Genomic DNA, 8,815 nt, shown 5'->3' with positions numbered 1-8,815 from the left:
TGCGCTCCCATCATCCGGCCCCTGCGCTGCGCTCCGGGGTTCCCACACTCCGGCCTTGCTCCCGGGAGGACCGCGCCGAAGGCCCCCATCCTGGGGCCTCAGCGCTTGACGGGCATCCATGCCCGTCACCTCCCTCCGCAAGGCCTGCGTTCGGCCTCCTGAAGTCGCGAAGATCAAGATCAAGATCAACGGCATGAGAAAACCGCCACGAGGGCGGTTTTTCAGGTAACGCGTACGAATCAGAAGCGGTAGGTGAGGGAGGCACCAATACCGTGAGCGCTGTTCTCGTACTTGGTCTGGTAGCTGCCTTTGGTTGCGCTGACCTGATTGACCTTGGTGTCTTCTTCCCACAGGTAGGAATAAGCAACATCGATGGTCATGTCATCGTTCGGGCTCCAGCCAGCACCCAGGCTGAATATCCGGCGGTCGCCCGTCGGGATACGCGGCGAGCGATCGTGGTTGTTGGTTGGCGACTGGTCGACCGTGAAGCCGGTGCGCAGCACCCACTCCTTGTTGACCTTGTACGATGCACCAATGGCGTGAGCCCAGGTGTCATGCCAGTTCTGCTCTTCGGTAATGGTCTGGAACGCCGAACCTGCCAGTGGCGCCGGAACATCGTTCTGCACGGTGATGTTCTCCAGGCGGCTCCAGCGCGTCCAGGTACTACCTGCGTACAGGGTCCACTGATCGTCCAGTTCGTGCGTGACCGAGAGGTCTACCGATTCCGGCGTCTTGATCTTCAGCGTGGCGTCGAACTTGTTGCCGTTGAACGGCCCGATCAGCGGCGTGCTGACGCGGGTCTTGCCCTCGAGCTTGTAGTCGACCATCGAGTGGTAGGTCAGGCCAACGCGGGTACGGTCGGTAGCCTGCACCAGCAGACCGATGTTGTAACCAACGGCGGTATCGTCACCCTTGATCTTCACTTCACCGTCATTGCGGCCCGGGGTGAACGGGTTGATCAGGTTCGAACCCAGTTCCCCTTCGATGCGGTTGATGGTCGGACCAAAACCGATCGAAACCTTGTCGTTGAAGGCATAGCTGACGGTAGGCTGGAACGTCACAACCTGTACGTGGCTCTTTTTGCCCCAGTAACGTGCGGCGTCATCGCTGCCGTAGTCGGTCACCAGGCCGAAAGGTACATAGACACCGAAGCCGACGCTCCAATGATCATCGATCGGCTTGACGTAGTAACCCATGGGTACGCCCACGACCGGCACCATGTCACCATCGGTTTCCCCCCCGAGGTTGCTGCCAGGCCCCGAGATATCGGACTTGGCGATGACGGCAGCGCCGCCCACGGTGAACTGTTCGCGCTTGAGGCGGGACATGCCGGCCGGGTTGCCAAACACGGTGCTGGCATCTTCGGCAGAAGAAGAACGTCCCGCGAAACCTGTCCCCATGCTGCTGATGCTCTGCTCGTTCAGTGCGAAGCCGCTGGCGAGCAGCTGGCTGGAAGCAAGTGCAACGGCAATGCCGAGGGAGGTTTTGAGCATTACTTTTTTCATTATTAGAACTCCTTGGGATCTCCGGGGCGAAAAGCTACCAACAAATCACGCGCCGCGCCATAGCCTGGATCGCAGAAGATAGAGCGGTTTTGTAGGACAATCCGACCAAAATTCCCTTTTTTCCGGTTACTTTGTAGGACACGTCTTATGATGCCTGGGGCAATCTCTGATCTACGCAGGTGTGCCAGGCGTTGGTGAAGTCGCGCAGGCGACCTTGGGGGTGGAAAATCTGTCGCCAGATCCGCGCAAGCGCGAGCAAGTCATCGGCAGCAGGCAATGGCGTGGCCTGTTCTTCGACCAGCATCCAGGCAATGGCGGTGGAGTAGCGCAGGTTGACGGTGAGTTCCAGATGCGGACCACCGAGGAAGGCGTGCTGGCTGGCCAGGCCACGGACCATGCTGGCCAGGTCGGGGTCACGAGCCAGATAATCGTCCCACAGTGCCTGGTGACGGTGTTCGCCGATGCGGTACAAGCCATGTCCACGGCGGTCGTACAAGGCTGAACCCAAGGCCGACTGGCTGGCGGCGATGCCCAGCAACAAGGCTTCGGCGCTGGCGCAGTGACGGTTCAGATAGACCAGGGTGGGTCGAATCACATACTGACACAATTCATTCGCCGCGATACCCATGATGCCCTCGAGCAGTAAGGGGCCGGACGGGCGCTGGAGCTTGGCAGCTGGTGAATGATCAGGCCCGCCGGAAGCGGTAAGCACCGCTCGAGTTGAAGTGTAGTGTGATAACCGTGGTGTAAAGGGCTGTTTTTAAATCGATTGCTGCCTGACGAACCGGGCTATATGCCCTACGGCAATTACGCCAGGAACATTCAGGCAGGCTTGCGATGGGCTGATTCAGCGGCTGAATACCACGGTATTCGCCGCTCACGCGGTGAGCGACTGGCGGGTTCGGGCGATCACTGCCTGCAGCGGTTCATTGCGGCTGTACTGTTCGGGGTACAGGCGCTCGGTGTGGCAAGCGACGCCGTGTTCGTCTACCAAGGTGAAGCTAAAGCTGCCCTTGCGCGGGGCAACGATAAGGCACTTCAACGGCGAGAAGGCCTGGGAAAGGGTGCCAATGGCAGCCTGAATCTGATGATGAGTTTGCATATTGTTGGAGGTTCCTGCTTTAAACACGGGGGTTATGATCCGTGCATGATAGAAACGTTCCAGTGACGCCTTTATTAAGGGACGAACGAACCTGACTGGAACAGGGCAGCCAGAGGGAGCGCAATCAAAAAGTGGGCGCTGGGCTGACTGGTAGGTACTTCGGAAGGCAGGCAGCACGCCGGGGCCAAGGTTCTAGGCCGTCGGGGTGGAATCCTGATCAATCTGTCACGTGATTCGTGCTAGAGCAGCGCGAGGCTGGCGAGTGAATCATCGGATGGGCCGGTCCTGGTTTCAGCAGGGTCACTCTTGGGAGGAGCGGGTCTGCAAGGACGCTTTCGGCCAGAATTGACTTTCAGCTTGGTACTAACGAGGCGCACCATACCGGAAGTGCACGTGCTTGGCAAGCGTTATACGGTTGTTCAGGCGAGCCGAGCAGTATGCCGCGTATTTCTGTAGCTGTGAAGAGGGGGCGAAGGGCCCATGTCCGGCACACTGTATCGATTTCGTGCACTCAAACGGAGGTTTGTGCTGCACTTGTTCACATTCGGGGCAGCGCTTGCAACGTCCCCGTAACACCCGGCCAGCGCCTCGCCAATGCCTTGACTGAGCGGTTAAGTCAATGAAAAAAAACACTATTTTTAGCTGGTGAAAAAATCGTCAGTTTAACCGAAAGCCCCAATTTACGGGGCTTTGCGGGGAATGGGAGGGGGTTGTCCACCGAGTTATCCACAGGAACTGTGGATTGTCCCGGGCGCTTGCTCTAGGACGGGCGTGCCAGCAATGCTGTGAACTGTCCGACAATCGATATGCGCTGAAGGACTGGTTGGTCATCCACTTGAAAACGTCAAGAAAAGAACGTTCAAATATTTTTTCCATTCGCCATGAATCGAACGGTGTTGGCGAGAAAAAAACGGGTACAGTGCCGCGCCTTTCGAGTTGCCAGCAACACCCCTGCCAGGTGATAAGCTGCACTGAATTTGCAACAGTGTGATCGGGGTAAGCATGACAGTGGATCTGGCCAGCATTCTGCTGGGTTTGGTGGCAGGCGCCTTACCCTGCCTGGGGTGGCTCATGCAGGTCCAGCGCCGCCAGGGCGCGCGGCACGCCGAACAGGCCTTGCTCGAAGAGCGGCTGAACGCCGCCCAGCTGGCCCAGGCCGGCCTGCAGGCGCAGCTGGACGCCAGCCGCGACGAGATCAGCGACCTCAGTGAAGCCAACACCGTCAAGCAGGCCCAGCTGGCAGCCCTCGGCCGTGAGCTGGAGCTGCTGCAGATCGACCGCGACAACGCCCGTGACGCCGCCCATGCGTGGAGCCTCGAGCGTGCCAACCGCGAAGCCGAACTGCGTCGCCTGGAAGCCCAGACCGCGCGCCTGGATGCCGAACTGCGCGAGCAGCAGGAGAGCCACCAACAGCGCCTGGAAGACCTGCAGGAAGCCCGTGACACCCTGCGTGCCCAGTTCGCCGATATGGCCACCAAGATTTTCGACGAGCGCGAGCAGCGCTTCGCCCAGACCAGCCAGCAGCACCTCGGCCAGTTGCTCGACCCGCTCAAGGAGCGCATTCAGGCGTTCGAAAAACGCGTGGAGGAAAGCTACCAGCAGGAAGCCCGCGAACGCTTCTCGCTGGGCAAGGAGCTGGAGCGCCTGCAGCAGCTCAACCTGCGCCTGTCCGACGAGGCCACCAACCTGACCCAGGCCCTGAAGGGGCAGAAAACCCAGGGCAACTGGGGCGAGCTGATCCTCGAACGGGTGCTGGAGCATGCGGGCCTGGAAAAGGGCCGCGAATACCAGACCCAGGTCAGCCTGAAGAGCGCCGACGGCGAGCGCTTCCAGCCCGATGTGCTGATCATGCTGCCCGGCGACAAGCAGGTGGTGGTGGACGCCAAGGTCAGCCTCACCGCGTATCAACAGTTCGTGGCTGGCAACGACGAGGCCGCGCTCAAGCAGCATGTGCAGTCGCTGCGCAGCCACGTAAAAGGCTTGTCGAGCAAGGACTACAACCGCCTCGAGGGCCTGCACAGCCTGGATTTCGTGCTGTTGTTCGTGCCGATCGAAGCTGCTTTCTCGGCGGCCCTGCAGGCCGAGCCGAACCTGTTCCAGGAAGCCTTCGACCGGCAGATCGTGATCGTCAGCCCTACCACCTTGCTCGCCACATTGCGGGTGATCGACAGCCTGTGGAAGCAGGAACGCCAGGGCCAGAACGCCCGCGAAATCGCCGAGCGCGCCGGTTGGCTGTATGACAAGTTCGTGCTGTTCATCCAGGACCTGGACGAGCTGGGCAGCCGCCTGCAGCAGGTCGACAAGGCCTATGCCGCGGCGCGCAACAAGCTGTGCGAAGGGCGCGGCAACCTGGTCAGCCGCAGTGAACAGCTGAAGCTGCTGGGCGCCCGCGCCAGCAAGAGCCTGCCGGCCGACCTGCTGGAGCGCGCGTTGGCCGACGAAGCGCTTACTGAACCAGGCTCAGATGGCGATTGAGCAGGGCACGCAGGGCTGCCGGCTTGACCGGCTTGGCCAGGTAATCCAGGCCTGACGCATGCACCATGGCGATGGTTTCCTTGCTGCCGTCGGCGCTGATCACCACGCCCGGTACCGGTTCACCCAGCCGCGCGCGTAACCAGCCCATCAGCCCGGTGCCGGTCTCGCCATCGTCCAGGTGATAGTCCACCAGCACCAGATGCGGGCGCATGCCTTTGCCCAGCAAGGCTTCGCATTCGGCCTGGTTGCGCGCCGTCCACACCTGGCAGCCCCAGCGGCTGAGCAAGCTGTTCATGCCGATCAGAATGCTGTCTTCGTTGTCCACGCACAGTACCTGCAGGCCGGCCAGCGGCTGGCCAGCTTGCTCCACGGGGGCGCAGGGCGCCGGGGCGGCCTGGCGGGCGATGGGCACGCTGACGCGGAACACGGTGCCCTTGCCAGGCCAGGAACGTACTTCCAGCGGGTGGCCGAGCACCCGGCACAGTCCGTCGGCAATCGCCAGGCCCAGGCCCAGGCCTTTTTCGGCGCGGGTCTGGTGGCTGTCCAGGCGTTTGAACTCCTGGAAGATCACTTGCAGCTTGTCGTCGGCGATGCCCGGGCCGCGGTCCCAGACTTCCAGCCACAAGCGTTCACCCTGGCGGCGTGCGCCCAACAGAATCGGGCTTTTGCCGTAGCGCAGGGCGTTGGTCAGGAAGTTTTGCAGTACCCGGCGCAGCAGTTTCATATCGCTGTCCACCCGCAGGCGGCTGCCGCGCAGGCGGAACGCCAGGCCCTTCTCGGCGGCCAGCACCTTGAATTCGGCGCCCAGGGTGTCGAACAGCTCGTTGAGCGCAAAGGGCGTGGCATCCGGGGTGATCTTGCCGTTTTCCAGGCGCGAGATATCCAGCAGGTCACTGATCAGCTCTTCGGCCGAGCGCAGCGAGCTGTCCATGTGCTGCACCAGTTGCCGGGCCTCTTCGGTCATGCCCTCGGCCTGCTGCGACAAGGCGGCGGAGAACAGCCGCGCGGCGTTCAGCGGCTGCATCAGGTCGTGGCTGACCGCCGCCAGGAAGCGGGTCTTGGACTGGCTGACCGCTTCGGCGTGGCTCTTGGCTTCAGACAACGCCTGGTTCAGCTGCGACAGCTCGTGGGTCCGCTCCGCCACCCGTTGTTCCAGCCCTTCGTTGGCGTCGCGCAGGGCCTGCTCGGCCTCGCGGAACGGGGTGATGTCGGTGAAACTCATGACGAAGCCGCCGCCCGGCATCGGGTTGCCGATCAGTTCGATCACGCGGCCATTGGGGAACAGCCGCTCGGAAGAGTGAGCACGCCCCTGGCGCATCCAGTGCAGGCGCCGCGCCACATGCACCTGCGCCTCGCCCGGGCCGCACAGGCCGCGTTCGGCGTTGTAGCGGATGATATCGGCAATCGGCCGGCCCACGCTGATCAGCCCGTCGGGGTAGTTGAACAGTTCCAGGTAACGGCGGTTCCAGGCCACCAGGTGCAGGTTCTGGTCGACCACGCTGATGCCCTGGTTGATGTTCTCGATAGCCCCTTGCAACAGGGCGCGGTTGAACTGCAGCACCTCGCTGGCTTCGTCGGCGATGCGCACCACATCTTCCAGCTGCATGTCGCGGCCTTCGATGGCGGCCTTGACCACCGCACGCGTCGATGAAGTGCCGAGGACACCCGCCAGCAGGCGTTCGGTGTGTTCGATCCAGTCGCCGTCGGCGTTCTGGTTGGGGTTGAAGCCCTTGCCCTGGCGGTAGGCGAAACGGATGAAGCTCTGCCGCGCGCGCTCTTCACCGACGAAGCGCGAAGCCAGGGTCAGCAGGTCGTCGATCTGCACTGCCAACAGCGGCTTGCTGCTGGGACGGGCGCTGGTCTGCTGGCCGATGAAGCGGCCAGCCTGCCAGTGCTCGGAAACCCGCGTGCGCGACAGCACCGAGACCCAGGCGAACAGGGTGAAGTTGCCGGCCAACGACAGCACCACGCCCTGGGTCAGCGGGCTGATCGGCAGGTTCAGCGGGTTGCCATGCAGCCACGCCAGCCCCGGGAACAGTTGCAGTGACCAGCCCAGGCTGTGCGCGGCAATCGGCAGCACCAGGGTGTAGAACCACAGGAAGATGCCTGCGGCCAGGCCGGCAAACACGCCGCGGCGGTTGGCCTGCTTCCAGTACAGCGCGCCGAGCATGGCCGGGGTGAGCTGGGTTACGGCGGCGAAGGCGATCTGGCCGATGGTCGCCAGGCTGGCGGTGGAACCCAGTAGGCGGTAGCTGACGTAGGCCAGCAGCAGGATGACCACGATGGTCACCCGGCGTACCGAGAGCATCCAGTGGCGGAACGCCTCGAACGGCCGCTCGGCGTTGTTGCGGCGCAGCAGCCAGGGCAGCAGCATGTCGTTGGAGACCATGGTTGACAGCGCCACGGCTTCGACGATGACCATGCCGGTGGCCGCCGAGGCGCCACCGATGAACGCCAGCAGGGCCAGGCTCGGGTGGGCCTCGGCCAGCGGCAGGCTGATGACGAACGAGTCGGAGATCACCGTGCCGGGCAACAGCATCTGCCCGGCCAGGGCAATCGGCACCACGAACAGCGCGGCCAGCGCCAGGTACAGCGGGAACACCCAGCGTGCCAGGCGCATGTCCTGCGGTTCGATGTTCTCCACCACGGTGACATGGAACTGCCGTGGCAGGCAGATGATCGCCATCATCGCCACGGCGGTTTGCACCACCATCGACGGCCAGTTGATGGTTTCCTGCCAGTAATCCTGCAGGTGGATCGACTGGCGTGCCTGGCTGAACAGGTCATCGAAGCCGTCGTACAGGTTGAAGACGACGAAGATGCCCACGGCGAGGAAGGCCAGCAGCTTGATCAGCGATTCGAAGGCAATCGCCAGGACCATGCCGCGGTGGTGTTCGGTGACGTCCAGGCTGCGCGTGCCGAAGACGATGGCGAACAATGCCAGTACCAGCGACACCACCAGTGCGGTGTCCTGCACGCGGGTGCCGGTGGCGTCGGCATTGGCGCCGATCAGCAGGTTGACACCGAGCACGATGCCCTTGAGCTGCAAGGCGATGTACGGCAGCACGCCGATCAGGCAGATCAGCGCCACCACCACGGCCAGGCTCTGCGACTTGCCGTAGCGGGCGGCGATGAAGTCGGCGATCGAGGTGATGTTCTGCTGCTTGCTGATCAGCACCATCTTCTGCAGCACCCAGGGCGCGAAGATCAGCAGCAGCACCGGGCCCAGGTAGATCGGCAAGAACGCCCAGAGCTGTTCGGCAGCCTGGCCGACCGCACCGAAGAAAGTCCAGCTGGTGCAGTACACGGCCAGCGAAAGGCTGTACACCCAGGCACGCAGTTTCGGCGGCAACGGCGTGCTGCGGCGGTCGCCATAGAAGGCGATGGCGAACATGATGGCCATATAGGCCAGGGCGACCACGGCGATCAGCCCGCTGGACAACGACATGAAGACTCCGAAGCAAAAAGATAACGCGGTCCCGATCAATCAGTCTGGCACGCAGGTGACGCTTCGTCAGCGCAGACGATGGTCGCAGTGGCAGGAAGTCGCATGTTCCACCTGCACCGGCCCTTTCGCGGGGGGGGGGGCCCCCCCCCCCCCCCCCCCCGGGCGGGCGGGGGGGGCCCCGGGGGGGGGGGGGGGGGGGGGGCCCCCCCCCCCCCCCTTTTTTTGGGGGGTTTTCTGGGTGGGGGGGGGCCCCCCCCGGCGAAGAGGCCGGCACAGAAAACCCAT

The 8,815-nt window shown here is 63.0% G+C and carries 5 protein-coding genes; 1 reads left to right on the top strand and 4 read right to left on the bottom strand.

Annotated elements, in window-relative coordinates; all coding sequences use genetic code 11:
• Nucleotides 1–239 precede the first annotated feature (239 nt).
• The 3 genes from C6A77_RS24605 to C6A77_RS24595 form a co-directional block, all read right to left on the bottom strand.
• Nucleotides 240–1,505: an outer membrane protein transport protein gene (locus C6A77_RS24605; protein ID WP_114171951.1), complete on the bottom strand. Its 1,266-nt coding sequence runs from the start codon at nt 1,503–1,505 to the stop codon at nt 240–242.
• 145 nt (nt 1,506–1,650) lie between these two features.
• Nucleotides 1,651–2,133, bottom strand: a complete 483-nt coding sequence (locus C6A77_RS24600; protein WP_114171950.1) for a hypothetical protein — start codon at nt 2,131–2,133, stop codon at nt 1,651–1,653.
• A 249-nt stretch (nt 2,134–2,382) separates the two neighbouring features.
• Nucleotides 2,383–2,607: a hypothetical protein gene (locus C6A77_RS24595; protein WP_009686213.1), complete on the bottom strand. Its 225-nt coding sequence runs from the start codon at nt 2,605–2,607 to the stop codon at nt 2,383–2,385.
• A gap of 1,116 nt (nt 2,608–3,723) precedes the next feature.
• On the opposite strand from C6A77_RS24595, the gene rmuC reads away from it, so the two are divergent.
• Nucleotides 3,724–5,082 carry a DNA recombination protein RmuC gene (gene rmuC, locus C6A77_RS24590; RefSeq protein ID WP_161959693.1) on the top strand — a complete coding sequence of 453 codons (1,359 nt, stop codon included), beginning with the start codon at nt 3,724–3,726 and terminating at the stop codon, nt 5,080–5,082.
• Here the strand turns inward: rmuC and C6A77_RS24585 are convergent.
• Nucleotides 5,054–8,530: a PAS domain-containing hybrid sensor histidine kinase/response regulator gene (locus tag C6A77_RS24585; RefSeq protein WP_114171948.1), complete on the bottom strand. Its 3,477-nt coding sequence runs from the start codon at nt 8,528–8,530 to the stop codon at nt 5,054–5,056. The genes rmuC and C6A77_RS24585 overlap by 29 nt on opposite strands.
• Nucleotides 8,531–8,815: the final 285 nt, after the last annotated feature.

Source organism: Pseudomonas sp. AFG_SD02_1510_Pfu_092 (assembly GCF_003331055.1).
GTDB lineage: Bacteria > Pseudomonadota > Gammaproteobacteria > Pseudomonadales > Pseudomonadaceae > Aquipseudomonas.
This window is presented reverse-complemented; position numbering and strand designations above follow the sequence as displayed.